This window comes from Streptomyces sp. JNUCC 63, from assembly GCF_054366325.1.
In genome coordinates, this window is record NZ_CM135963.1 from 5524387 (window position 1) to 5548214 (window position 23828).

The following is a 23828-nucleotide window of genomic DNA, read 5'->3' on the forward strand; positions in this document are numbered from 1 at the left end:
ATCGAGTCGTTGATCCCATATCCGATGCACGACGGGGCTCCCGGCCCCCGGACACCAATGGAGGACTCGTGGGAGTCAGCCTCAGCAAGGGCGGCAACGTATCGCTGACGAAGGAGGCCCCGGGCCTGACCGCGGTCCTCGTCGGCCTGGGCTGGGACGCCCGCACCACGACCGGCACCGACTTCGACCTCGACGCCAGCGCGCTGCTGTTGAACAATGCCGGCAAGGTCGTCAGCGACCAGCATTTCGTCTTCTTCAACAACCTCAAGAGCCCGGACGGCTCGGTCGAGCACACCGGTGACAACCTCACCGGTGAGGGCGAGGGCGACGACGAGGTGATCAAGGTGAACCTCGCCGGTGTCCCGGCCGATGTCGACAAGATCGTCTTCCCGGTGTCGATCTACGACGCCGAGAACCGCCAGCAGTCCTTCGGCCAGGTCCGCAACGCCTACATCCGCGTGCTGAACCAGGCCGGCGGTGCGGAGATCGCCCGCTACGACCTGAGCGAGGACGCCTCCACCGAGACCGCCATGGTCTTCGGCGAGCTCTACCGCAACGGCGCGGAGTGGAAGTTCCGCGCCATCGGCCAGGGGTACGCCTCGGGCCTGCGCGGCATCGCCCAGGACTTCGGCGTGAACGTCTGAACACAGGTCTGAACGACCGCAGCGATCCCGGCCGTCCGGCGCCGCGCGTTCCAGCGCGGCGCCGGACGCGCGGGACGACCACACCGGCACCACCTCGGGGAGGACCCAGCATCATGGGCGTCACGCTCGCCAAGGGAGGCAACGTCTCCCTCTCCAAGGCCGCACCCAACCTGACCAACGTCATGGTGGGGCTCGGCTGGGACGCGCGCTCCACCACCGGAGCCGACTTCGACCTCGACGCCAGCGCCCTGCTGTGCGCCGGCAACAACCGGGTGCTGGGCGACGAGTGGTTCGTGTTCTACAACCAGCTCAAGAGCCCCGACGGCTCGGTGGAGCACACCGGCGACAACCTCACCGGGGAGGGCGAGGGCGACGACGAGTCGATCCTCGTGGACCTCGGCAAGGTGCCGCCGCAGTGCGAGAAGATCGTCTTTCCCGTCTCGATCCACATGGCCGACGAGCGGGGCCAGACCTTCGGCCAGGTCTCCAACGCCTTCATCCGCGTCGTCAACCAGGCCGACGGCCAGGAGCTCGCGCGCTACGACCTGAGCGAGGACGCCAGCACGGAAACGGCCATGATCTTCGGTGAGCTCTATCGCTATCAGGGCGAATGGAAGTTCCGGGCCGTGGGTCAGGGGTACGCGTCCGGGCTGCGGGGGATCGCTCTAGACTTCGGAGTCAACGTTTCGTAAAGCCGAGTGCGGCGCGGGGACACCCGTACACGTACGGATTGGGTAGCCAGTGCTTCTGAAAACCTTCGGCTGGTCGTTCGCGGTCACCGCGCTCGGGCTGGTCGCGGCGGTCTTCTACGGGGGGTGGACCGCCTTCGGGATCGTGGCGATCCTGTCCGTCCTCGAGATCTCGTTGTCCTTCGACAACGCGGTCGTCAACGCCGGAATCCTGAAGAAGATGAACGCCTTCTGGCAGAAGATCTTCCTCACGGTCGGCATTCTCATCGCGGTCTTCGGCATGCGGCTGGTCTTCCCCGTCGTGATCGTCGCCATCAGCGCCAAGATGGGGCCCATCGAGGCCGTCGATCTCGCGCTCACCAACAAGGACCGTTACCAGGAGCTGGTGACCGACGCCCACCCGGCGATCGCCGCCTTCGGCGGCATGTTCCTGCTGATGATCTTCCTGGACTTCATCTTCCAGGACCGGGACATCAAGTGGCTGCACTGGATCGAGCGGCCGCTGGCCAAACTGGGCAAGGTCGACATGCTGTCGGTCTGCATCGCCCTGGTGGTCCTGCTGATCTCCTCCTTCACCTTCGCCACCCAGGCGCACCAGCACGGCGGCGGCCACGTCGACAAGGCCCAGACGGTGCTGATCGCCGGCATCGCCGGTCTGATCACGTACATGATCGTCGGCGGCCTCTCCGGCTACTTCGAGGACAAACTCGAGGAAGGGGAGGAGCGTGAGCACGAGGAGGAGGAAGAGGCCGCGCGCACCGGCAAGAAGCGCTCGGCCGTCGCCCTGGCCGGAAAGGCCGCGTTCTTCATGTTCCTCTACCTCGAGGTGCTGGACGCGTCCTTCTCCTTCGACGGCGTGATCGGCGCCTTCGCCATCACCAACGACATCATCCTGATGGCCCTCGGCCTCGGCATCGGCGCCATGTACGTCCGTTCGCTCACGGTCTACCTGGTCCGCCAGGGCACCCTCGACGACTACGTCTACCTGGAGCACGGCGCGCACTACGCGATCGGCGCGCTGGCCGTGATCCTCATGATCACCATCCAGTACGAGATCAACGAGGTCATCACCGGCCTGGTCGGCGTGGTCCTGATCGCCTGGTCCTTCTGGTCCTCCGTACGCCGCAACCGCGCCCTCGCGGAGGCCGAGGGGGCGGCGGGCCCGGACGAGAAGACCGAGGTTTCGTCGCAGGTGTGACAACCCTGGGGGTGTGACGGCCCTCGGGGTGAGGAACGCTTCTGTGCGGGGCGGCCGACGCGGACGACGGCGTCTTGAGCCGGGTCCTCGGGGCCGCCCCGTGGCGTACGTGCGTGCGGGGCCGGTGTGCGGTGAACTGGGGGCGGTACGGGACATGGGGCTCTTCGACGGTCTGCTGGGCGGGCACGCGGCCGAGTTCGACTCGGGCAGCGCGGCGAGCAACGCGATCGAGCTGACCAAACGGCACCACCAGGTGTCGCTGACCAAGCAGGGTGCGGCCACCGGGCATCTGCGGATCAACCTGACCTGGCGGATGCGGACCTCCGACTTCGGCGGCTCCACCCGGCAGAGCCTGCTGCGGCACCCCTTCAAGGCGCTCAAACCGCCGGAGGTGCTCGGGCACAGCCAGAGCATGGTCAACGTCGACCTCGACCTCGGCTGCATGTACGAGCTGACCGACGGCACCAAGGGGGTCGTCCAGCCCCTCGGCAACTTCCTGGGCGACGTGAACGCACCGCCGTACGTCAAACTCAGCGGCGACGACCGGTTCGGGTCGGCGTCCGGTGAGACCGTCTACGTCAACCTCGACCACCGGGACGCCATCAAACGGCTGCTGGTCTTCGTCTACATCTACGACCAGACCCCGGCCTTCGACCGCACCCACGCGATCGTCACGATGTACCCGAGCAACGGCCCCCGCATCGAGATCGGCCTCGACGAACGCCACCCGCAGGCCCGCTCCTGCGCGGTCGTGCTCATCGAGAACGTCAAGGGCGAACTGATCGTCCGCCGCGAGGTCAAGTTCGTCTACGGCTTCCAGTCGGAACTGGACCGTTTGTACGGCTGGGGACTGCAGTGGGGCAGGGGCTACAAATCCAAGGCCGACCGGTGACCCGTGGCTGCGCCCACCTCCACGGAGCGCCGCCGAGCACCTGTTTACCGCCCGATGAACTGCGGCCCCTGCGGCGGCAGCCGGAACTCCGGGTCCGGCACGGGCGGATACCCGTACCCGGCCGCCACCGCCGGCTGCGGCGGATACCCGTACGCCGGCTGACTCGTCGGATACGGATACCCGTACGCCGCGGAAGCCGCCGGAGGCACAGACTGCTCCGGCGGCAACGGCTGCGCCGACGCCTGCGCCTCCTCCGCCTCCTCCGCTTCGTCCACCGAGATGCCGTAGTCGGTCGCGAGGCCCTTCAGTCCGTTCGAATAGCCCTCCCCGAGCGCCCGGAACTTCCAGCCCTCCCCCCGCCGGTACAGCTCGCCGCAGATCAGCGCGGTCTCCTGACCGGTCTCCGGCTTGATGTCGAAGTACGCCAGCGGCTCCCCGTCGGCGACCGCCGCGTCGTACAGCAGGATGCGCAGCGCGCGTACGCGGTCGAACGTGACGCCGTCCGCAGAGGCGACCAGCAGGATCCGGGTGACCTCCGGGTCGACGCCGGCGAGGTCGGTCTGGACACTGTCCGTCAGGCCGTCGACGACCCGCTTCTTGCCGAGCCGCCACACCGTTCCGGAGGGGTGCCGGGGCTGGTTGTAGAAGACGAAGTCCTCGTCGGAGCGCACCCGGCCGTCGGGACCGAGGAGCAGTGCCGAGGCGTCCACGTCCGGGATCCCCTGCCCGGGCGTCCAGCGCACCACGGCCCGTACCGTGGTGGCGTCCAGCGGGACGTTCGACCCCTTCAGCATCGCGTGCGTCATGCGGTCATCCTGCCTTCTCCGTCCTGGTCACGACAACGCGGGGCGTGTACACGGCCGGGTCACGGGAAATTCACCCCCGGCGGGAACCTTGGACATGGGTTCGTACGTACTATTACCGGTCACCTTTTGACAGTTTTCGCAGGCCGCCAGTGTCGCCACGGGGGGAGCTATATGCGTCATTTCGGGCATCTCGGTCCTGGGGTGCGGCAGCGCCTCTTCCACCAGGAACCGTGCGAGTTCACTGCCGACTCCCCGGCCCGGCTGCTCTCCGCGGCCCTGGGCGCCACGCTCTACAGCCCGGCCATCCGGCCACGGCTCGCCGACGACATCGCCAGGCAGGCCGGACGCGGTGTGGTCTCGATGGTGCTGTGCCTGGAGGACTCGATCGACGACGCGGACGTGGAGCACGGCGAGGAGAACCTGGTCCGGCAGTTCACCGAGCTGGCCGAGGGCCCCGCGGCCGAGCTTCCCCTGCTGTTCGTCCGGGTCCGCTTCCCCGAGCAGATACCGGACCTGGTGCGGCGGCTCGGGCCCGCGGTGCGGCTGCTGTCCGGGTTCGTGCTGCCGAAGTTCACCGGAGAGCGGGGCATGCCGTTCCTGGAGGCGCTGCAGGCCACCGAGGCGGCGAGCGGGCGGCGGCTGTTCGCCATGCCGGTCCTGGAGTCGCCCGAGCTGCTGTACCGGGAGTCGCGGGTGGAGACCCTGGAGGGGATCTTCCGCGCGGTCGACAAGTACCGGGACCGGGTGCTCGCGTTGCGCCTCGGCGTGACGGACTTCTGCTCCTCCTACGGGCTGCGCAGGGCCCCCGACATGACGGCCTACGACATCCAGGTCGTCGCCTCCGTGATCGCCGACGTGGTGAACATGCTGGGGCGGGCCGACGGCACCGGGTTCACGGTGACCGGGCCGGTGTGGGAGTACTTCCGGATGCAGGAGCGCATGTTCAAGCCGCAGCTGCGGCAGAGCCCCTTCCTGCAGGTGCAGGCGGTCGAGCTGCGCGCGAAACTGATCGAGCACGCGATGGACGGGCTGCTGCGGGAGATCTCCCTGGACCACGCCAACGGGCTGCTCGGCAAGACCTGCATCCACCCCTCCCACGTCCTGCCCGTGCACGCGCTGTCGGTGGTCAGCCACGAGGAGTTCAGCGACGCGGCGGACATCCTGCGGCCGGAGCGCGGCGGCGGGGGCGTGCTGAGATCGGCGTACACGAACAAGATGAACGAGGTGAAGCCGCACCGCGCGTGGGCCGAGCGGACCCTGCTGCGCGCCGAGGTCTTCGGCGTCGCCCGGGAGGACGTCGGCTTCGTGGAACTGCTCGCCGCCGCCATTCCCGACTGACCGCACCGTTCATTACGAGGGCTCGTAGCAAGGAACGCATGAACAAGGCATTGAACCCTCTCCCGGCTGAAGCAGGGAGATTCCTGGCTCACGTAGCCTGCGGGCCCAGCGGACCTGCAGGTCTTACACGATCAACACCAGCCGGGGTGGAACCAGCCCGGTTTGGCACCGCAAGCAAAGGAGTTGCCGTGCTGGCTTGGTTCTCGCTCAGCACGCCAGCGAGCATACCAGCCTGTCCGATTCCTCCCCGCCCTGAAGCGCGGGGCGTTCTTGGAGGTCCCCGGTGAACGACGGGGTCTGGTCCGGCACCTGGGTCGCCGAGCGGCTCGGGGTCGAACTCGTGGGCGACGACGAGCTGACGGGCCTGCTGGGGCTCGCGTTGCGCCGCAACCCCAAGCGGGCGCATCTGCTGGTGTCCAACGTGCTGGGCAAGCACGTGCCGCAGTCGCCGTCGGCGGTCTACGGCCACGGCTTCGCCCTGGGGCGCCGCGTACGGGACCTGCTGGGGCCCGAGGAGGCGGGTGCGGCCGTGGTGCTCGGCTACGCGGAGACCGCGACCGGCCTCGGCCACTCGGTCGCCGACGGCCTGGGCACCGCGCCGTACCTCCACTCCACGCGCCGCCCCGTCCCCGGCATCGCCCCGGCGGGCGGCTTCGAGGAGTCCCACTCGCACGCCACCTCCCACCTCCTGCTGCCGGAGGACCCGGCCCTGCTGGCCTCGGACGGCCCGCTGGTCCTGGTGGACGACGAGTTCTCCACCGGCAACACGGTCCTGAACACCATCCGGGCCCTGCACGCCCGTTACCCGCGCAAGCGGTACGTCGTAGTGGCCCTGGTCGACATGCGCGCCCCCTCCGACGCCGCCCGCCTGACCGCCTTCGCCCACGAAATCGGAGCCCGCGTCGACCTGCTCGCCACCGCCTCGGGCACGGTCCGCCTGCCGACGGACGTCCTGGAAAAGGGCCGGCAGCTGGTTGCCCGCTACGAGGCCGGGTCAAAGGCCGTGCCGGAGGTGAGCGTGTCCGGGGGCAGCGGGTCGGGGCCGGTCGTTCCGGGCCCGCGCGTCCGCGGTCGGGTCGCGCGGGTCGATCTGCGTTGGCCGCGAGGCGTGCCCGACGGGGGCCGGCACGGCTTCACGCCACTCCACCGGGACCGGCTCGAGCGGGCGCTGCCCGCCATGGCCGCTCGGGTGGCCGAGGCGCTGCCCGAAGGGGCGCGGCGGGTGCTCGTGCTCGGGTTCGAGGAGTTGATGTACGCGCCGCTCAGGCTGGCGCGGGAGGTCGAGCAGGTCGTGACGGCCGAGGTGCGGTACTCCACCACCACCCGCTCGCCCGTGCTGGCCGTGGACGACCCCGGTTACGCGATCCGCACCCGGCTGGTCTTCGACGCGCACGACGACCCGGCCGACGGCCCCGGCGAGCGCTACGCCTACAACGTGGCCGGCGGCGGCTTCGACGCCGTGGTCGCCGTCGTCGACTCCGTCGCCGACACTCCCGAACTGCACGCGTCCACCGGCCTGCTGGCCCGGCTCGCCGCACACACCCCGCACGTCCTGCTCGCGGTCGTGCCCTCGTACGTCCCCGAAAGGCCCCCGATGCTGCCCGAGCCCCTCCGCGGCCCCGCCTTCTCCTCGTACGCGCCCGACGAGGTCGGCTGGCTGCTCCAGGACCTGTCGGACGTGACGCTGGAGGCGCCGACCGAGGAGCGCGAGGAGGCGATCCAGAGCGGCGGCGCGCACTACGCGGAGTCGCTGCCGGTGGAGTACCAGCCGAGCGAGCAGTACCAGGAGCTGTTCCACGCGGCCCTGACGGCCTCGGCCGCGCGTATCGCCCGGGCCGTCGGCGTGGTCACCGAGACGGTCCTCGCCGAGCGGACACCGAGGCCCGTACTCGTCTCGCTCGCACGTGCCGGCACCCCGGTCGGCGTGCTGATGCGCCGCTGGGCCCGGTTCCGGCACGGCCTGGACCTGCCACACTACGCCGTGTCGATCGTGCGTGGCCGCGGCATCGACGCCAACGCGCTGCGCTGGCTGGCCGCCCACCACGACCCCGCCGACGTCGTCTTCGTCGACGGCTGGACCGGCAAGGGCGCCATTACTCGCGAACTCGCGCAGGCAACGGGCGAGTTCGAGGAGAGCGAAGGCATCGGCGGGTTCGACCCGGAGATCGCGGTGCTGGCCGACCCCGGCTCGTGCGTGCGCACGTACGGCACCCGGGAGGACTTCCTCATCCCCTCCGCCTGCCTCAACTCCACCGTTTCCGGCCTGATTTCGCGGACCGTCCTGCGCGCGGACCTGGTCGGCCCGCACGACTTCCACGGCGCGAAGTTCTACCGCGAACTCGCCGGCGCCGACGTCTCGAACGTCTTCGTCGACGCGGTCTCCACCCGCTTCACCGAGGTCGCCGACGCCGTCGGCACCGCGGCCAAGGAGCTGCTGTCCTCCGACCGCACCCCCACCTGGGAGGGCTGGGCGGCGGTCGAGCGGATCAGCGAGGAGTACGGCATCCACGACGTGAACCTCGTCAAGCCGGGCGTCGGCGAGACCACACGCGTGCTGCTGCGCCGGGTGCCGTGGAAGATCCTGGCGCGGGCCGGGGCCGGCGCCGACCTGGACCACGTGCGCCTGCTGGCCGAGCAGAGAGGGGTCCCGGTCGAGGAGGTCGGCGAACTTCCGTACAGCTGCGTGGGGTTGATCCACCCCCGTTACACGCGCGGGGCGACCGGCGCCGACGGCAGGGCGGTGACCCGCTGATGCCGGTGATGGTGGCGAGCGACCTGGACCGTACGCTCATCTACTCCTCCGCCGCCCTGGCGCTGACCATGCCGGACGCGCGGGCCCCGCGGCTGCTGTGCGTGGAGGTGCACGAGAGCAGGCCGCTGTCCTACATGACCGAGACGGCGGCCCGGCTGCTGACGGACCTCGCCGACACCGCGGTCTTCGTGCCGACCACGACCCGCACCCGCAAGCAGTACCTGCGCATCAACCTGCCGGGCCCGGCGCCGGAGTACGCCATCTGCGCCAACGGCGGCCATCTGCTGGTGGACGGAGTCTCGGACGCCGACTGGCACCGGCAGGTCACCGACCGGCTGGCCGGCGAGTGCGCTCCGCTCGCCGAGGTGCGGGAGCATCTGCTGCGGACCGCCGACCCGGCCTGGGCGCGCAAGCACCGCGTCGCCGAGGACCTGTTCGCCTACCTCGTCGTCGAGCGCGAACTCCTGCCCGGGGACTGGGTGAAGGAGCTCGCCGTATGGGCGGAGAACCGCGGCTGGACGGTCTCCCTGCAGGGGCGCAAGCTCTACGCCGTCCCCAAGCCGCTCACCAAGAGCGCGGCCGTCCGCGAGGTCGCCCGCCGTACCGGCGCCGACCTCGTCCTCGGCGCCGGCGACTCGCTGCTGGACGCCGATCTGCTGCTGGCCGTGGACCGCGGCTGGCGGCCCGGCCACGGCGAACTCGCCGACACCGGCTGGGCGGCCCCCGGCATCGCCGCCCTGCCCGAGCGCGGGGTGCTCGCCGGGGAGCGGATCACGCGCGAGTTCCTCAGGGCGGTGGCCCGAGCGCCCCGATAGGGCGGACGTGCCGGACCCGTCCCGGTGGGGCAGACCCGCCGGAGCAGGCCCGTGCCGGAAACGTCAGCCGCAACAGCCCCCGCCGCAGCACCCGCCGCCGCCCGAGCCGGCCCGCGGCGCGGGTGCCGGCGCGGCGGCCGAGCCGCCCACCGCGACCGTGGACAGCAGCTTGACCGTGTCCTCGTGCCCGGCGGGGCAGGTCGCCGGGGCGGACGACTCCGCCATGGGACGGCTCAGTTCGAAGGTGTCGCCGCAGCTCCGGCAGCGGTACTCGTAACGAGGCATGTGCTCAGGTTAACGGGAGTGACCGGACGCACAGGACTCTCTGTTTCCCATGTCCCGGTTTCTGTCCAGATCTTGTGCGGAGGTTTTGAAAAGACGGCTGATAATTTTGTAGTGCCGCGAGGGCCGCGTGGCGGCTGCGAACTACGGGGAAAGCAGCCGCAGTTGCGGTAACTGTGTCGACCCGCGCGAGCAACACGGAGTGCGGAGGGAGACGCAGTCTTGACCAGGGCAGAGCAGGGGGAAGACCTTCCGGAGGAGGGCCGCCGTGCGGACGAAACGATCCAGCTGAAGGTCGACGCACTGCGCAAACCGGACGAGACCATGCAGTTGAAGGTCGACACCCTCCGAAAACAGAACGCGGCCGAACAGCAACGGCCTGGCGAAACCATGCAGTTGCGCGCCCTTCCGCCCAACTCGTCCAGCTCACCCGGCTCGTCCACCCCCACCCCCACCCCCACCCCCACCGCCTCCTCCGCCGGCCCGACCGCCCGGCGCGCCAACCGCCGCAAGCCGCGCTCCCGCTCCGCACTCGCCCCGCTCACCCGGCGCCTGGCCCCCCTCGTCGCGGTGGCCGCGCCGTACGCCCGCAAGCTCAAACCGGTCTACCCGCGCCCGGGCCGCACCGGCTGGCGCCGCTGGCTGCCCTCCTGGCGGCAGTGGCTCGGCGCCGCACTCTCGGCCTTCGGCCTGAGCGCCGCCTTCCTCGCCGTCGCCTACGCCGCGACCGACATCCCGCAGAACCTGAACACCTACGCCACCCAGCAGGACAGCGTCTACTTCTGGTCCGACGGCACCCCCATGGCCCGCACCGGCTGGGTGCAGCGGCAGGCCATGCCGCTGAAGGGCATACCCCAGGACGTCCGCTGGGCCGTGCTCGCCGCCGAGAACGAGAGCTTCTACAGCGACCCCGGCATCTCCTTCACGGGCATCACCCGGGCCCTGTGGCGCACGGTCGGCGAGGGCGACACCCAGGGCGGCTCCACCATCACCCAGCAGTACGTCAAGAACGTCTACCTGTCGCAGAACCAGACCCTCGGCCGCAAGTTCACCGAGGCGATGATCTCGCTCAAGCTCGACAACCGGATGAGCAAGGACAAGATCCTCGAGGGCTACCTCAACACCAGCTGGTTCGGCCGCGGCACCTACGGCATCCAGCGCGCCGCCCAGGCCTACTACGGCAAGGACGTCGGCGACCTGAACGCGAGCGAGGCCGCCTTCCTCGCCTCCCTGCTCAAGGGCGCCGGCCTGTACGACCCCACCCTCAGCCAGGCCAACCACCGGCGTGCGGTGGAGCGTTGGAACTGGACCCTCGACCGCATGGTCAGGATCGGCAAGCTGTCGAAGGCCGAACGCGCCAAGTACGGGACCTTCCCCGAGCCGCTCAGGCGCAACCCGCTCTACGACACCGGCCGGCAGAGCGACTACCTGGTCGAACTGGCGATGCAGTACGCCAAGAAGGCCGCGCACATCTCCGACCAGGAGTTCGACCTGGGCGGCTACCAGATCTACACGACCTTCGACCGCGAGCGGGAGGCCAAACTCACCGACGTGGTCACCAAGGCCCGCAAGAAGGCGCGGAAGACCACTCCCGGCCCGGCCAGGACCGTGCACTACGGCGCCGCCTCCGTCGCCGCCGACGGCCGCATCCTCGCCGTCCACGGCGGCCCCGACCACCGCACACAGGGCTACAACGAGTCCAACGCCTCCACCGTGCCCGCCGGTTCGGCCTTCCTGCCGTTCGTCTACGCGGCCGGCCTGGAGCACGGCGTCACCAAACGGCGCGACGCCCCAAGGGAACAGGTCACCCCGCAGACCCTCTACAACGGCGACGACGACGTGCCCGTCACCACCCCCGAAGGCCCCTACTGGGACCGCAGCGGCCGCAAGGTGTCCGCCCACAACGACGGCCGCAAGTCCTGGGGACGGATCGCACTGCGCACGGCACTCGCGGAATCCGTCAACACGCCGTTCATGCAGCTCGGCATGGACACCGGCCTGGACAGGGTGAAGCAGACCGCCCAGGCGGCCGGACTGCTCCCCTCCAGCATCGGCCCGCAGGTGCCCGCCCTGTCCCTGGGCAACTCCACCCCCAGCGCGATCCGCATGGCCGGCGGCTACGCCACCTTCGCCGCCCGCGGCACGCACACCGAGCCGTACTCGGTGCGCCGTATCACCCGCAACGGCTCCTCCGTCCCGCTGGAGACCCCGGCCGCGCGGCGCGCGGTGAGCCCACGTGTGGCCGAGGAGGTCACCCAGGCGCTCGGCGACGCCTTCCGCACCGCCCACCCCACCGCGGCACCCGCCACGGCCCCGGTGGCGGGCAAGGCCGGAACCACCGAGGACGACACCGCCTCCTGGTACGTCGGCACCGCCGAGTCGGTGTCCACGGCCGTCGTCGTCTACCGCATGGACCTGGCCAGGAGCCTCGAACCGCTGCCGCTGAAGGGAGTCGCCGGCACGCCCGCCGACAGTGTCGCCTACACCATCTGGGCCGGTGCCATGAACCCACTCGGCTGATCCCGGTTCCCAGGCCGCTCTCACCCCCCACCGAACCCCCCTCGCAGAATGAGCCGCCCCATGAAGTCAACCGGCCGCCGTCGCAAGGCCCGTGCGCGCCGCCGCAGCACCCGCCCCGAGTTCATGACCCTGGCCGCCCTGCTGGTCGTCGCCTCGGTGGTGGCGGGCTTTCTGGCACTGACCCGTCCCGACTCCACCGCACCGATCGCGTCCACCGGCGCCAAGAACGGCTCCGGTTCCGCGAGCGGCCCCAAGCGCCCCTCGGCCACACCGGGCCAGGAACCCGAGTGGAACGGCAGGACCCACGTGCTCGGGGACGGCTCCACCTCCTACACCGGCCCCCAGAAGGGCGAGTTGAAGCCACAGCCGCTCAAGCCCGGTGAGAAACCACCCCAGTTCGTCGTCTTCTCCTGGGACGGCGCCCTGGAGGGCGACGACCACCTGTTCTCGCACTACCGGGAGCTGGCCAAGGAGTACGACGCCCACATGACCTTCTTCCTCACGGGCATCTACATACTTCCCAAGGCCAAGAAGCACCTCTACCACCCGCCGCAGCACAAACCGGGCGCCGCCGCCATCGACTACGCCACCGACGAGCACATCCGCGACACCCTGCAGCAACTGCGCCTCGCCTACGAGCAGGGCCACGAGATCGGCACCCACTTCAACGGCCACTTCTGCGGTGCCAAGGGCGGCGGCGACTGGAGCGTGGAGGAGTGGAAGAGCGAGATCGACCAGTTCTACTCCTTCGCCGAGAAGTGGAAGACCAACACCGGCTTCACCGACATCCCGCCGCTGCCCTTCGACTTCCGCAAGGAGATCACCGGCGGCCGCGCGCCCTGCCTGGAGGGCCAGCCCAACCTGCTGAAGGCCATCAAGGACTACGGCTGGCGCTACGACGCCAGTTCACCCGGCGACTTCCAGATCTGGCCGGCCAAGAAGGACGGCATCTGGGACTTCCCGCTGCAGATGCTCCCGTACGAGGACGGCAAGTACCAGGGCCTGTCCATGGACTTCAACTTCCTCTACAACCAGTCGAGCGGCGATACCCGGGGCGACCCGGCCAAGCACGCCCAGTGGGAGCAGCAGACCGTCGACTCCTACATGGCCGGCTTCAACCGGGTCTACTACGGCAGCCGGGCACCGCTGTTCATCGGCAACCACTTCGAGGACTGGAACGGCGGCATCTACATGAAGGCCGTCGACCGGGTCGTCAAGAACATCTGCACCAAGAAGGACGTCAAGTGCGTGTCGTTCAGGGAGCTCTCCGACTGGCTCGACGCCCAGAAGCCGGAGACGCTGCAGCGGCTGCGCTCCCTCGACCCGGCCCAGTCTTCCGACTGGTCGTCAGTGGTCAACTGACGTACGTGGTCTTGTAGTTGAGCTTGGGCAACCCCCGTCACAACAGTCACACACGCCATGCGAAGATGCCGTCGCCCGGTAGGTGTACCGGCATAGAGGGGAACATCATTGAAATCAAGAAGATTGAGCCGTAAGCGGCGCCGCGCCACCATAGTCACGGCGGCGGCCGCCTCGGTGGTCGCCGGCGTGGCCCTGGTGCCCAACTGGAGCGCGGGCGCCGCCGTCATCGACGACCCGACGGTGGACGCGGCCACCAGGGCCACCTTCCAGAAGCTGGCCGACGCGGTCTTCACCGACCGCACGCAGGCCCTGGTGGACGACAGTCCGGCGGGCGGGCACGGGAGCAGGCACCACCGGCTGACGTCCGGCTTCTCCGGCAAGGTCCGCCTGTCCGGCGCGCAGTCGCGCGAGGAGAACTCCGCGCTGACCCAGCTGCGCGGCCGCAAGGCGCGGCTCGCCCAGCTGGGCGAGAAGTACAGCGCGGCCAGGACCAGCGTCACGCTGGACGCCACGCAGGTGAAGGGCCGCAGCGCCAAGGTCGCCGTCACCGAGACCACGACCCTGACGTACCGCAGGATCCGCGGCAGCGAGCCGAAGACCACCGGCTTCCAGGCCCACCACGAGCTGACGTTCAAGGCCGACAGCAAGGGCAACTGGCAGCTGGCCGGCATCCGCGACACCGACGACGGCGTGGCGGTCAACCAGGTCCGCACGCCGCCCGTCGTCCCGCAGCCCACCGCGCGCCCGTCGACCAAGGCGCCCACCGCGAAGCCGACGACCAAGCCGCCGACCACGGCTCCGACCACCAAGCCGCCGACCACGGCACCGTCCACCACGGCGCCCGTCGCCGCCGACGGCAACCCGCCGGCGGCGGCCCGCTCGGCCACCACGGCCAACCCGCCCGCCGCGCCGAAGAACTTCTCCGCCTCCGGCTACGACTACAAGGCCATGGCGGCCTACGCGGCGAAGTACTGGAACAACTACAACCCGGACTACCCGGACTTCAACGGGGCGGGCGCCGGCGGCGACTGCACCAACTTCGTCAGCCAGGCCCTGAAGGCCGGCGGCTGGAAGCACGTCCCGGGCTACGTGTACGACTACACCAAGTGGTTCGGCAACTCCGAGATCCAGTCGCACTCGTTCGTCGGCGTCAACGAGTTCTCCTGGTTCGCCCTGTCCTCCAAGCGGGTCACCAGCCTCGCCAACGTCTACCAGATGGACATCGGTGACGTGCTGCAGACGGACTTCAACCGGGACGGGTCCAAGGACCACACCATGATCGTCAGTTACCGCAGCCCGCAGGGCGTGCCGTACCTGTCGTACCACTCCACCAACACCTACAACCGGTCGGTGGCGAGCATCATCGCGTCGTACCCGACCGCGTACTACTACGCCTACCGCACCTGAGCGGTACAGCGGATGCCCCGTGGGAGCGGGGAGCGGGCCCTCAGCTGCCGGCTCCCCGCTCCTCGCGTATCAGGGCCACCACGTCGGCGACCGTCCGCCGGATCGCCTCGGTCTCCGTCAGGAAGTGCCAGTAGTCCGGGTGGCGGCCCTCCAGCGTGGCGACCGCGCGCTCCAGCCGGGCCACCGACTCGTCCAGCGGGCGGGCGTGCCGCGGATCCGGCGTCGTACGGTCCGCCATGGCCAGCCGCTGCGCGTCCCGGATCGCGAACCGGGTCTTCTCGATCTCCGCCCGCGGGTCCTTCTGCGCCGCGTTCAGCCGCCGCAGCCGGTCCCCGGCGGCCGACACCGCCTCGTCGGTGGTGTTCAGCAGCGCCCGTACCGTCGACAGCAGCGCGGTCGCGTCCGGCCAGCGCTGGGCCTCCCGTGCGACCTGCGCGTCCTTCAGCCTCAGCTCCGCCTGCCGGACGTTCTCCGCGGCCTGCTCCGGCACCTGCTGCAGGTCCTGCCAGCAGGCGGCCGTGAACCGCCGCCGCAACTCGCTGAGCACCGGCTCCACCTGTCCGGCACGCGTGCTCAGCGCCTGCGCGCGGGTACGCAGCGACACCAGCCGGCGGTCGATCTCGGCGGCCCTCTCCGGCAGCCGTACGGCCTCCGCCCGGATCGCCTCCGCCTCCCGCGTCACCCGCTCGGCACGCTCCAGCGTCTGCTGCACGCCGTGCTGCCCCGCGCCCTGGTTCAGCTTGGTCAGCTCGGGGGCCAGCGCGGCGAGCCGGGCGGCCAGATCGTCCGCCTTGAGCCCGGAGCCCCGCGCACTGTCCAGCGCGCCGGCGGCGGCGCTCAGGGCCTGCCGGGCGCGCTCCACCCCGGGGGCCACACGGGCGAGTTGGGTCTCGGCCTTGCCGAGCAGCGGGCCGAGGCCGGCGGCGAAACGATCCAGCTCCCGTTTGACGTTGCACAGGTCGTCCTTGGCGGCCGTCAGATCGATACGTGCCCGGGTGGCGACGGATGCCTCCAGGTCGTCCCGGTCCAGGTCCTGCGCGTCGACCGCCTGGATATAGCGCCGGCTGGCCTCGTCGATGCGCCGGCCGAGCGCTTCGAAGTCGGCGACCGCGCGGCGGGCGGCGGGGGAGTCGTCGACCGCCGTGATCGTCTCGATGGAGATCCGCAGGTCGCGCTGGGCGGTGTCCAGCTCGTAGAAGGCGGCAGCGGCGGCGTCCTTGGCGGCCTGCGCCTCGGCCCGCTGGGTCTCGGCCCGCCCGCCGAACCAGCGCCGGGTGCCGCCGCCGGTGAAGGCGGCGGGCAGCGCGAGCGCGGCGAACACGGGCAGGCTCACCAGAACGAGGACGTCACGGGCGGTCGCGGAGAGCGGGGAGGCAGGGCAGGCACTCCGGGGCCGGGGCCGTGCGTACGGCGAGTGCGGCTGTGCAGGTGTCGCCGGTGTCGCCACCACATCCCTCTCCCGTGCTGTGATCCGCCGTCCGTGGGGTCATTGTCCCACCCGCGGACCACGAACACACGGGCCGGTCAGTCCGCCGTACGAACCGTGATCCTTCCGTCGCCGGTGGTCGCGGACACCACATGGGAACTGGAGTCGTCGCGCGGCACGGAGACGTCCACGAGGCCGTCGCCGCTCTTCGTCGTCACCCGGTACGCGGCGTGCGGCAGCGTGATGCTGACGGAGCCGTCCCCGGAGCGCGTCTCCACCCGGTCCGGTACGGCGCCCAGTTCCAGCTGGACCAACCCGTCACCAGTGCTTGTCCGCACCTGCCGCGAGGACACCTCCGCCCGCACCGAGCCGTCGCCGGTCCTCAGCTCCAGGGGCCCGGTGGTGTCGGTGACGTGCACGGACCCGTCGCCCGTACGAATGCTCAGCGCGTCCCTGAACCCGCTCGCCCGTACGCTGCCGTCCCCGTCCTCGACGTTCACGGCGATCCCGCGCGGGACCTCGATGCGGTACTTGGCGGAGCAGTCGGCGATGAACCCGGAGCACTTCATCCGCAGCACCAGCCGGTCGTCGTCCTTCATCTCCCAGGTCACCCGGGGGCCCTCGCCCACCAGCACCGACCCCTTGAACCACCGCGTGACCCGCACGCTCCCCGCCTTGTGCGAACCGGCGGCGACGATCTCCAGCGCCGAGTCGTCGGAGTCGACGGTCAGAGTACGTCCGTGCAGGGCGAAGGAACGGTGCTCGGGGCTCTTGTCCTCCTCGGCAGACGCTCCACAGGCGGTGACCGCGGCGAGCAGAACCACGACGGCACCACCGAGGGCGGCGACGCGAGCGGGAACGGTACGGGACATGACGATCTCCCCTGAGGCACGGACGGCGAGCTCCTACGGCTCTGTCACGACCGTACGGAGGAGCACCGGCACGCTGAATCCGGCGCGCTACCGGATCCGAGGTGGGGAAAACCCCCGCAGCACCGGTCCCCTGACAAGGCGAAGGCCCAGACCGTCGGGTGTCACCCGTCGGCCTGGGCCTTGCTCGTGTCCTGCGCGTGGTGGGCGCGGACGGTTTCGAACCGCCGACATCCTGCTTGTAAGGCAGGCGCTCTACCACTGAGCTACGCACCCCGGACGAGTCGACAGCCTACCTTGTCGGGGGCACTGCCCCGCAAACCCGTCGTGCGCATCAGGCGTCCTCGGCCCGCTGGGCCTCGTGGACGTGTTTCAAGCAGCTGCGGGCGGCGACGCCGTCCGGGCCGACGAGCTCGGACCAGTAGCGGTGTGTGGTGACGAACACCGCGAGCTCGTGCTCGCGCCGCCGGAGCTTTTCGACCTCGGCCTGCTCGTCGGCCGTCCACCCCGGCGAGGCCGGCCGCTCCACCTTGCGCCAGCCGGCGTCGTCGCTGAACCCGTCCAGCGGCTCGACCGACCAGGGCAGCCGCTTGAGCAGCGCCGCCAGCTCGGCCCGGACCTGATGCAGCTCCTCCTGACCGGCGAGGAGGTCACTCGGGAAGTCATAGGGCGTAGCCACGCGGCAATGCTACGCCTGTTCGAATTAGCGTTGCGACTTGCTTCGATGGGTTCATGTGTTCGAAGCGTGTTCGTTGTGCGTCGCCGCCCGCTGTCAGCCCCTGCCCTACGGTGGCCGCCATGGGCGACATGGACGCGAAGCGGGTGCGGCTGGAACCGTGGGGGCGAGGATGACCTCCGGCTGCTGCGGCTGCACAACAGCCCCGAGATGACCGCGCACTTGGGTGGCCCGGAGGACGAGGACCAGCTCACCGCACGGCACCGGCGGTACCTCGCTCCGGAGGCGGGCCGGATGTACCGGGTGGTGCGCGCGGACGACGGCGAGACCGTGGGCGCGACCGGGTTCTGGGAGCGGGCGTGGCGGGGCGGGACGGCGTGGGAGACCGGGTGGGGGGGTGTCCCCCGCCTTTCAGGGGCGGGGGCCGGCGGTGCGGGCGGCGCCGGCCGTCGTGGCCGAGGCGCGGGCCGCCGGCGGCACCGGTATCCGCACGCGTTCCCGAAAACCGAGCACGCCGCCTCGGACGCGGTGTGCCGTCGCGCCGGGTTCACGCTGCTCGGACCGGTCGACTTCGAGTACCCGAAGGGGGGCCGGATCACATCCAACGACTGGCGGGTCGACCTCGCGGGCTGAGCGGGCGGAGCCCGTCGTGGCGTCGTCGGCAGCGGGTCACGCCACCGCCTCCCACAGGCTCCACGCGCCGAGCGCCAGCATCAGCAGGGCCGCGATCTTGGTGATCAGACCGAGCGGGACCCGCCTCATCAGGGCCTTGCCGCCCACGATGCCCAGGCCCGCGACCGCCCAGAGGGCCAGGACCGCGCCCAGGCCGACCGAGAGGGGGTTGTCGTAGCGGGCGGCGAGGTTGGCCGTCATGATCTGGGTGAGGTCGCCGAACTCGGCGACCAGGATGAGCATGAAGCCCGTGCCGGCGACCTTCCAGAAGGACTGGTCCTCGGGTCGGCGGATCTCCTCCTCGCCGTCGTCCTTCTTCAGCAGCAGCATGGCCGCGCCGCCGAGGAACAGCACGCCCGTCAGGGCCTGCACGATCCGCTGCGGCAGGAGGGTCAGGACGCTGCCGGCCGCCACGGCCAGCGTCACGTGCAGCAGGAACGCGGCGGCGACGCCGGCGAAGACGTACGAGGCACGGTAGCGGGTGCCGAGGACGAGCCCCGCGAGTGCCGTCTTGTCCGGCAGCTCGGCGAGGAAGACGACGCCGAAGGTGAGCGCCAGGACGCTGAGACTGATCACTGTTCCTCAATCGGTCGGGACCGCCCCGCCGAGAGTGCTGCGAATTGAGCGAGGAGACGTCTCGGCAGGGCAGCACACGGATATCCACCCGCGCCGTACGGCACAGGCGTGCACTGCTTGCCGAAGGTCTCGCCGGCCGACCCCGTCCACGACGAGGGTCCGCCTCCGGGCGCCGGCTCAGACGGGCTGAGCAGTATGTCGACGGTCCGGCGAAGGGCTACTCCCCTTCCGCGCCGCCCATCGTACGCGACCGAAAGTTCAAGCACGAACCTTGTCATGTCATGCGCACGTCACTAACTTCTCACCGGACACACACCTCCCCGCAACGCGGCGTCGCGAGCATTCCCGTGCCCGCGTCAACACCCCCACTTCACAAGGGAGTTCGCATGCCGAAGCTCTACGCGCGTCGACGGCTGAGCATACTCGCGGCCCTCACCGGCCTCATAGCCTCCGTCGCGCTCTTCAACTCCCCGGCCGCCTCCGCCGCCCTCCCCACCCCGGTCAGCGCGGCCACCGCGCGCAGCTACCTCGCCTCCCTCACCGTGGCCGCCGAGAACCGCACCGGCTACAACCGCGACCTCTTCCCGCACTGGATCACCATCAGCGGCACCTGCAACACCCGTGAGACCGTCCTGAAGCGGGACGGCACCAACGTCGTCACCAACTCCTCCTGCGCCGCCACCAGCGGCAGCTGGTACTCCCCGTACGACGGCGCCACCTGGACCGCCGCCTCCGACCTGGACATCGACCACCTCGTCCCGCTGGCCGAGGCCTGGGACTCCGGCGCGAGCAAGTGGACCACCGCCCAGCGCCAGGCCTTCGCCAACGACCTCACCCGCCCGCAGCTCATCGCCGTCACCGACCGCGTCAACCAGGCCAAGGGCGACCAGGACCCCGCCACCTGGGTCCCGTCCCGGTCGGCGTACGTCTGCACGTACGTACGCGCGTGGGTGCAGGTGAAGTACTACTACAACCTGTCGGTCGACTCGGCGGAGAAGAGCGCCCTGCAGGGCTACCTCGCCGGCTGCTGACCCCGGATCTCCCCGCCGGCCTCCGTCGTTCCGTACCGTACGGGGCGACGGAGGAAAGGGACCGCGATGGCCGGACTGCGCCTGGGACCACTGCTGAGGTACGTCGACGGCACGTCCGCGACCGTCTGGGTGGAGGCGAGCCGCCCGTGCACGGCCGAGGTGCGCTGCGCGGACGGCGCCGGCGGCACCGCCCGCACCTTCCAGATCGAGGGCCATCACTACGCCCTCGTCCCGGTCACCGGCCTGACGCCCGGCACGTCACCGTCGTACGAGGTGCTGCTCGACGGCACGCGCGCGTGGCCGCTCCCGGACTCCCGCCACCCGCCCTCCGTCATCCGCACCCCCGCCGACGGCGAGGACCTGCGCATCGCCTTCGGCTCCTGCCGCTGGGCCGCCCCGCCGGCCGACGGCAAGGACGCGGGCGGCCCGGACGCCCTCGACACGCTGGCCACGCGGATCGCCGCCGACCCCCAGGGCGAGCGCCCCCACGTCCTGCTCCTGCTCGGCGACCAGATCTACGCCGACGAGACCTCCGAGGCGACCCGGCGCTGGATCTCCGCCCGCCGGGGCCTGACCGACCCTCCGGGCAGCCAGGTCGCGGACTACGAGGAGTACACCCGCCTCTATCACGAGTCCTGGCTCGACCCGGAGGTGCGCTGGCTGCTGTCCACCGTGCCCAGCTGCATGATCTTCGACGACCACGACGTCGTCGACGACTGGAACACCTCCGCCGCCTGGCTCGCCGACATGCGGGCCACCGGCTGGTGGCAGGAGCGGCTGCTCAGCGGACTGATGTCGTACTGGGTGCACCAGCACCTGGGCAACCTCTCCCCGGCCGACCTGGCCGCCGACCCGGTCCACGCCGCCGTACGGGCCACCCCCGACGGCACCGACGCGCTGCGCGCCTTCGCCGCGCGGGCCGACCGCGACCCGGCGTCGGTCCGCTGGAGCTACCGGCGCGACTTCGGCCGGGTACGGGTACTGATGGTGGACTCGCGGGCCGGCCGGGTGCTGCAGGAGGACAGCCGGGCGATGCTCGATCCGGGGGAGGCCGAGTGGCTGCGCACGCAGGCGCTGGAGGACCGGGATTCCTGCGACCACCTGCTCATCGGCACCTCGCTGCCCTGGCTGCTTCCGCATCTCGTGCACGACCTCGAGGCGTGGGACGCGGCACTGTGCCGGGGTGAGCGGGGCGCGCGCTGGGCGCGGTTCGGGGAGCGGCTGCGGCGGGGCGCCGACCTGGAGCACTGGGCGGCGTTCCCGGCGTCCTTCGCGGCGCTGGCCGAGCTGATCGCCGAGGCGGGGTCCGGGCCGGGGGCGCCCGCGACCGTCCTCGTCCTGTCCGGTGACGTGCACCACGCGTACGTGGCCGAGCCCCGGTGGCCGTCACGGTCCGTGGACGCGCGGGTGCTGCAGCTCACCTGCTCGCCCGTCCACAACTCCGTGCCGCTGTCGATCCGGCTCGGCTTCCGCTTCGGCTGGAGCGCGGTGGCGAGGGCCCTGGGCCACCGGTTCGCCCGGCACGGGCGGTGCGCGAAGCCGCCGGTCGGCTGGCGCCGGACGGGCGGACCGTGGTTCGGCAACCAGCTGATGACGCTGACGCTGCACGGGCGTTCGGCCCTGCTGCGGCTGGAGGGGGCGCGGGCGGCGGGGGACGGGAAGCGGCGGCTGAAGACGGTCGCGGAATCCGAGCTGGTCCCACGACCGAACACATGACCCCCGAGGGAACTCCTGTCACACTCTCGGCGTACGCTGTATGGCTGTTGAGGACGCTCCTGCCGCTCCCCCGCGACGTCGCGGCACGGCCGGCGGTCCACGGGGGATGACAGGGGGAGTCTTCGGTGCTGGAGAGTCTGGCGCGGGTGGGGTCGCTCACCGGCACTCCATGGATCTATGTCGTGGTGGCCGCGTCCGTCCTGCTGGACGTGTTCCTGCCGGTGCTGCCCAGCGGCGTGCTGATCGTGACGGCCGCCACGGCGGCGGCCGCGGGCACGGGCGCGGCGACCGGGCACGTTCCGCAGAACGTGCCGGACATCCTGGCCCTCATCCTGTGCGCGGCCACGGCGTCGGTGCTGGGCGACCTCTTCGCCTACCGGCTGGCCCGGCGGGGCGGCGAGCGGCTGGACCGCGCGATCTCGCGGTCGCGGCGGCTGAGCAGGGCGCAGGAGCGGCTCGGGACGGCCCTGTCCCGGGGCGGCGGCGCGCTGGTGATCCTCGCCCGCTTCGCCCCGGCCGGCCGCTCGGTGGTCTCCTTCAGCGCCGGCGCCACGCACCGCCGCGTCCGGGAGTTCCTCCCCTGGTCCGCCCTGGCCGGCCTGTCCTGGGCCGCCTACAGCGTGGCCCTCGGCTACTTCGGCACCCGGTGGCTGGGCGCGGCGTGGCTGGCCACGGGTGTGTCGGTGGCGGCGCTGTTCGCGGCGGGGGCGGGGGCGGCGTATCTGATGCGGCGCGCGCCGGAGCCGGCGGAGGCGTAGGAAATCACGGCACCGGACGGTCACCCCGCCTTGCGCGCCGCCTGCCCCCGCACCTCGAGCCCCGCCAGCAACTCCCGCGTGGCCTGCGCGATCACGTCCACCGCGTGATCGAACACCTCGCGGTTGTGCGCGGCCGGCGCCCGGAACCCCGAGACCTTCCGCACGAACTGCAGCGCGGCGGCCCGCACCTCTTCCTCCGTCGCCTCCTCGGGCAACGCGGGCGGACGCAGCGTCTTGATACTCCGGCACATGCCACCAGTCTCAGCACGCCCCGCACGCGCCGCGCAAGCGTCCTCAGCCGGTGAACTTCCCGAGCTTCGGTATCGCGCAGGGCAGTACCCCGAGCAGCACGAGCCCGATGCCCCCGATACGCGGTTGAGAACTGCTGGCGCTGGACTCTGTTCGAGTGTGTTCAGCCCGGCCGACAGGTAGCGGATCTGGGCCACCCCGGTCGGCGTTTCCCCTGATCGCCTGCTTCGGCGGTGGCCCAAAACCTCCACTCGCCGGCCCGGGAATCGGTGGCCGGAGGGTGAACCCCGGGTGAACGGTGGTGCGGGTGGTGGCGGGTTCTCGCGTTGTTTTGTACCGTGGGGAAACAAAGTGGCTCCCGCCCGCTCTCCCTGACCGGCGGGCGGGGCCGCCTTGTCCCTGCACCGCGCCCTGGAGCTGCCGATGACGGCCACCGCCGTGTTCACCGCCCGCGCCCTCCTGCTGGACATGGACGGCACCCTCGTCAATTCGGATGCCGTCGTCGAGCGGGTCTGGCGGCGGTGGGCCGACCGGCACGGGCTGGACGGCGACGAGGTGATGAAGGTGGTCCACGGGCGCCAGGGGCACGCCTCGATGGCGCTGCTGCTGCCGAACCGGCCCAAGGAACAGAACCTCGCCGAGAACGCGCGCATGCTCGCCGAGGAGACCTCGGACATGGACGGGGTGGTTCCCGTACCCGGGGCGCCGGAGTTCCTCGCCGGGCTGCGCGGGCTCCCGCACGCGCTCGTGACCTCGGCCGACGTGGGTCTGTCCACGGCCCGGATGGCCGCCGCCGGACTGCCCCTGCCCGATGTCCGCATCACCGCGGAGTCCGTCGGGGCGAGCAAGCCCGACCCCGAGGGCTTCCTGAAGGGCGCCGCCGAACTCGGTGTCGCGCCCGCCGACTGCGTGGTGTTCGAGGACTCCGGCGCTGGGATGGCGGCGGGGCGCGCCGCGGGGATGCGGGTGATCGGGGTCGGACCGCGCGCCGGGTTCCACCGGCCGGACGCGGTGGTACCGGACCTGACCCAGGTGCGGGTCCGGGCCGCGGGGGACGGGACGATCCGGCTGCACGTGGGGTAGGGCCTGTCCGGCGGGTCATGCCGCAGACGGGAGGCCGACAGCCGACCGCTGATTTCCTGCGACTCGA

General features: G+C 71.0%; 22 protein-coding genes and 1 tRNA gene. 15 read left to right on the forward strand and 8 right to left on the reverse strand.

Going from position 1 to position 23828, the window contains the following annotated elements; translation table 11 throughout:
* The first annotated feature begins 68 nt into the window (after positions 1-68).
* The 4 genes from ACX25U_RS25350 to ACX25U_RS25365 all read left to right on the forward strand — a co-directional run bounded on the left by ACX25U_RS25350 (position 69) and on the right by ACX25U_RS25365 (position 3423).
* On the forward strand, positions 69-644 hold the full coding sequence (locus ACX25U_RS25350; protein ID WP_454383362.1) for a TerD family protein: 576 nt from the start codon (positions 69-71) through the stop codon (positions 642-644).
* Between the two features lie 113 nt (positions 645-757).
* A complete protein-coding gene (locus ACX25U_RS25355) occupies positions 758-1336 on the forward strand; it encodes a TerD family protein (RefSeq protein ID WP_073952013.1) in 579 nt (192 codons plus the stop codon).
* A gap of 49 nt (positions 1337-1385) precedes the next feature.
* Positions 1386-2531, forward strand: coding sequence for a DUF475 domain-containing protein (locus ACX25U_RS25360; RefSeq protein ID WP_454383363.1), 1146 nt, complete (start codon positions 1386-1388; stop codon positions 2529-2531).
* A 154-nt stretch (positions 2532-2685) separates the two neighbouring features.
* On the forward strand, positions 2686-3423 hold the full coding sequence (locus tag ACX25U_RS25365) for a TerD family protein (protein WP_454394498.1): 738 nt from the start codon (positions 2686-2688) through the stop codon (positions 3421-3423).
* A gap of 44 nt (positions 3424-3467) precedes the next feature.
* Here ACX25U_RS25365 and ACX25U_RS25370 read toward each other — a convergent pair whose 3' ends face one another.
* On the reverse strand, positions 3468-4229 hold the full coding sequence (locus ACX25U_RS25370) for a TerD family protein (protein ID WP_454383365.1): 762 nt from the start codon (positions 4227-4229) through the stop codon (positions 3468-3470).
* Between the two features lie 171 nt (positions 4230-4400).
* On the opposite strand from ACX25U_RS25370, the gene ACX25U_RS25375 reads away from it, so the two are divergent.
* The 3 genes from ACX25U_RS25375 to ACX25U_RS25385 all read left to right on the forward strand — a co-directional run bounded on the left by ACX25U_RS25375 (position 4401) and on the right by ACX25U_RS25385 (position 9134).
* Positions 4401-5567 carry an HpcH/HpaI aldolase/citrate lyase family protein gene (locus ACX25U_RS25375; protein ID WP_454383367.1) on the forward strand — a complete coding sequence of 389 codons (1167 nt, stop codon included), beginning with the start codon at positions 4401-4403 and terminating at the stop codon, positions 5565-5567.
* A 283-nt stretch (positions 5568-5850) separates the two neighbouring features.
* The gene (locus ACX25U_RS25380) at positions 5851-8319 is read left to right on the forward strand and encodes a phosphoribosyltransferase (protein WP_454383368.1); all 2469 of its coding nucleotides are present in this window, start codon (positions 5851-5853) and stop codon (positions 8317-8319) included.
* On the forward strand, positions 8319-9134 hold the full coding sequence (locus ACX25U_RS25385) for an HAD family hydrolase (RefSeq protein ID WP_454383370.1): 816 nt from the start codon (positions 8319-8321) through the stop codon (positions 9132-9134). Before ACX25U_RS25380 ends, ACX25U_RS25385 begins: the two co-directional genes overlap by 1 nt.
* Positions 9135-9197: 63 nt before the next feature.
* Here the strand turns inward: ACX25U_RS25385 and ACX25U_RS25390 are convergent, their stop codons facing one another.
* The gene (locus ACX25U_RS25390; protein WP_454383371.1) at positions 9198-9419 is read right to left on the reverse strand and encodes an FmdB family zinc ribbon protein; all 222 of its coding nucleotides are present in this window, start codon (positions 9417-9419) and stop codon (positions 9198-9200) included.
* 321 nt (positions 9420-9740) lie between these two features.
* On the opposite strand from ACX25U_RS25390, the gene ACX25U_RS25395 reads away from it, so the two are divergent.
* From ACX25U_RS25395 to ACX25U_RS25405, 3 genes are all read left to right on the forward strand, one after another.
* Positions 9741-11936 carry a transglycosylase domain-containing protein gene (locus ACX25U_RS25395; protein ID WP_454394500.1) on the forward strand — a complete coding sequence of 732 codons (2196 nt, stop codon included), beginning with the start codon at positions 9741-9743 and terminating at the stop codon, positions 11934-11936.
* A gap of 60 nt (positions 11937-11996) precedes the next feature.
* Positions 11997-13298: a hypothetical protein gene (locus ACX25U_RS25400; protein WP_454383373.1), complete on the forward strand. Its 1302-nt coding sequence runs from the start codon at positions 11997-11999 to the stop codon at positions 13296-13298.
* A 174-nt stretch (positions 13299-13472) separates the two neighbouring features.
* The gene (locus ACX25U_RS25405) at positions 13473-14705 is read left to right on the forward strand and encodes an amidase domain-containing protein (protein WP_454394502.1); all 1233 of its coding nucleotides are present in this window, start codon (positions 13473-13475) and stop codon (positions 14703-14705) included.
* Positions 14706-14745: 40 nt separating this feature from the next.
* Here ACX25U_RS25405 and ACX25U_RS25410 read toward each other — a convergent pair whose 3' ends face one another.
* From ACX25U_RS25410 to ACX25U_RS25425, 4 genes are all read right to left on the reverse strand, one after another.
* The gene (locus tag ACX25U_RS25410; RefSeq protein ID WP_454383375.1) at positions 14746-16155 is read right to left on the reverse strand and encodes a hypothetical protein; all 1410 of its coding nucleotides are present in this window, start codon (positions 16153-16155) and stop codon (positions 14746-14748) included.
* 74 nt (positions 16156-16229) lie between these two features.
* The gene (locus ACX25U_RS25415; protein ID WP_454383377.1) at positions 16230-17003 is read right to left on the reverse strand and encodes a DUF4097 family beta strand repeat-containing protein; all 774 of its coding nucleotides are present in this window, start codon (positions 17001-17003) and stop codon (positions 16230-16232) included.
* 198 nt (positions 17004-17201) lie between these two features.
* Positions 17202-17276 (reverse strand) — tRNA-Val (locus tag ACX25U_RS25420).
* 58 nt (positions 17277-17334) lie between these two features.
* Entirely contained in the window at positions 17335-17679 is a 345-nt protein-coding gene (locus ACX25U_RS25425; RefSeq protein ID WP_454383379.1) for a hypothetical protein, read from the reverse strand.
* A 207-nt stretch (positions 17680-17886) separates the two neighbouring features.
* Between ACX25U_RS25425 and ACX25U_RS25430 the strand changes: the two genes are divergently transcribed.
* Positions 17887-18309, forward strand: coding sequence for a GNAT family N-acetyltransferase (locus ACX25U_RS25430; RefSeq protein WP_454383381.1), 423 nt, complete (start codon positions 17887-17889; stop codon positions 18307-18309).
* A 36-nt stretch (positions 18310-18345) separates the two neighbouring features.
* Here the strand turns inward: ACX25U_RS25430 and ACX25U_RS25435 are convergent, their stop codons facing one another.
* The gene (locus tag ACX25U_RS25435) at positions 18346-18924 is read right to left on the reverse strand and encodes a TMEM165/GDT1 family protein (RefSeq protein ID WP_454383383.1); all 579 of its coding nucleotides are present in this window, start codon (positions 18922-18924) and stop codon (positions 18346-18348) included.
* A gap of 386 nt (positions 18925-19310) precedes the next feature.
* Between ACX25U_RS25435 and ACX25U_RS25440 the strand changes: the two genes are divergently transcribed.
* The 3 genes from ACX25U_RS25440 to ACX25U_RS25450 all read left to right on the forward strand — a co-directional run bounded on the left by ACX25U_RS25440 (position 19311) and on the right by ACX25U_RS25450 (position 22429).
* On the forward strand, positions 19311-19955 hold the full coding sequence (locus tag ACX25U_RS25440; protein WP_454383384.1) for an HNH endonuclease family protein: 645 nt from the start codon (positions 19311-19313) through the stop codon (positions 19953-19955).
* Between the two features lie 66 nt (positions 19956-20021).
* Positions 20022-21671 (forward strand): alkaline phosphatase D family protein, encoded by a 1650-nt coding sequence (locus ACX25U_RS25445; RefSeq protein ID WP_454383385.1) that lies wholly within the window; start codon positions 20022-20024, stop codon positions 21669-21671.
* 125 nt (positions 21672-21796) lie between these two features.
* On the forward strand, positions 21797-22429 hold the full coding sequence (locus ACX25U_RS25450; RefSeq protein WP_454383386.1) for a DedA family protein: 633 nt from the start codon (positions 21797-21799) through the stop codon (positions 22427-22429).
* A 20-nt stretch (positions 22430-22449) separates the two neighbouring features.
* On the opposite strand, the gene ACX25U_RS25455 is transcribed toward ACX25U_RS25450, so the two are convergent.
* On the reverse strand, positions 22450-22680 hold the full coding sequence (locus ACX25U_RS25455; protein ID WP_454383387.1) for a DUF2277 domain-containing protein: 231 nt from the start codon (positions 22678-22680) through the stop codon (positions 22450-22452).
* 421 nt (positions 22681-23101) lie between these two features.
* Here ACX25U_RS25455 and ACX25U_RS25460 point away from each other — a divergent pair, with 421 nt between their 5' ends.
* Positions 23102-23761 (forward strand): HAD-IA family hydrolase, encoded by a 660-nt coding sequence (locus ACX25U_RS25460; protein WP_454394504.1) that lies wholly within the window; start codon positions 23102-23104, stop codon positions 23759-23761.
* Positions 23762-23828 lie beyond the last annotated feature (67 nt).

Coding starts and splice junctions, on each gene's coding strand:
- ACX25U_RS25355 (WP_073952013.1), top strand. CDS start 758: ATGGGCGTCACGCTCGCCAAGGGAGGCAACGTCTCCCTCTCCAAGGCC.
- ACX25U_RS25365 (WP_454394498.1), top strand. CDS start 2,686: ATGGGGCTCTTCGACGGTCTGCTGGGCGGGCACGCGGCCGAGTTCGAC.
- ACX25U_RS25370 (WP_454383365.1), bottom strand. CDS start 4,229: ATGACGCACGCGATGCTGAAGGGGTCGAACGTCCCGCTGGACGCCACC.
- ACX25U_RS25375 (WP_454383367.1), top strand. CDS start 4,401: ATGCGTCATTTCGGGCATCTCGGTCCTGGGGTGCGGCAGCGCCTCTTC.
- ACX25U_RS25385 (WP_454383370.1), top strand. CDS start 8,319: ATGCCGGTGATGGTGGCGAGCGACCTGGACCGTACGCTCATCTACTCC.
- ACX25U_RS25390 (WP_454383371.1), bottom strand. CDS start 9,419: ATGCCTCGTTACGAGTACCGCTGCCGGAGCTGCGGCGACACCTTCGAA.
- ACX25U_RS25395 (WP_454394500.1), top strand. CDS start 9,741: ATGCAGTTGAAGGTCGACACCCTCCGAAAACAGAACGCGGCCGAACAG.
- ACX25U_RS25400 (WP_454383373.1), top strand. CDS start 11,997: ATGAAGTCAACCGGCCGCCGTCGCAAGGCCCGTGCGCGCCGCCGCAGC.
- ACX25U_RS25415 (WP_454383377.1), bottom strand. CDS start 17,003: ATGTCCCGTACCGTTCCCGCTCGCGTCGCCGCCCTCGGTGGTGCCGTC.
- ACX25U_RS25430 (WP_454383381.1), top strand. CDS start 17,887: ATGACCGCGCACTTGGGTGGCCCGGAGGACGAGGACCAGCTCACCGCA.
- ACX25U_RS25440 (WP_454383384.1), top strand. CDS start 19,311: ATGCCGAAGCTCTACGCGCGTCGACGGCTGAGCATACTCGCGGCCCTC.
- ACX25U_RS25445 (WP_454383385.1), top strand. CDS start 20,022: ATGGCCGGACTGCGCCTGGGACCACTGCTGAGGTACGTCGACGGCACG.
- ACX25U_RS25455 (WP_454383387.1), bottom strand. CDS start 22,680: ATGTGCCGGAGTATCAAGACGCTGCGTCCGCCCGCGTTGCCCGAGGAG.
- ACX25U_RS25460 (WP_454394504.1), top strand. CDS start 23,102: ATGACGGCCACCGCCGTGTTCACCGCCCGCGCCCTCCTGCTGGACATG.